Origin of the sequence: Dielma fastidiosa, from assembly GCF_000313565.1 — a bacterium.
Lineage (GTDB): Bacteria > Bacillota_I > Bacilli_A > Erysipelotrichales > Erysipelotrichaceae > Dielma > Dielma fastidiosa.
The window spans coordinates 1-384 of record NZ_CAEN01000102.1; the positions used below are offsets into that span (position 1 = coordinate 1).

At 38.0% G+C, this 384-nt stretch carries 1 protein-coding gene; it reads right to left on the reverse strand.

The annotated features are described in order from the left end of the window. A partial coding sequence (locus DAHG_RS21325) for a hypothetical protein (RefSeq protein ID WP_161650483.1) occupies positions 1-384 on the reverse strand: 384 nt, incomplete at both ends.

The following is a 384-nucleotide window of genomic DNA, read 5'->3' on the forward strand; positions in this document are numbered from 1 at the left end:
TTGTGTATCAGTCTTTACTTCAAGGCTTTCTACCGGTGCCTGAATGTCGATACTTGCATATGTCCGTGTACTTACTTCCTGTGCTGGAACTTCAATCACGATTTCACCTTTGGTTGTTGATTGTACTTCAATTTTCTCTACTTCACCTTTGAAGCTCTTATCCGGTGTTATCGCTGCTGTTTCTTCCAATACGATTTTATTAACCTCTGTTTTACCATTTAATACTACTTCCGCATTTCTTGTCTGCGTACTGATTGCTTCAATCTTTGAATCAGTGATCGTTAACTTACCGACTGTCTTGTTGTCACCAATGACAACCAATTTGCCTTTTACAGTTACACCTTTTAATTCTAATGCTTTGGCTGTTGTTACATCAACATACAA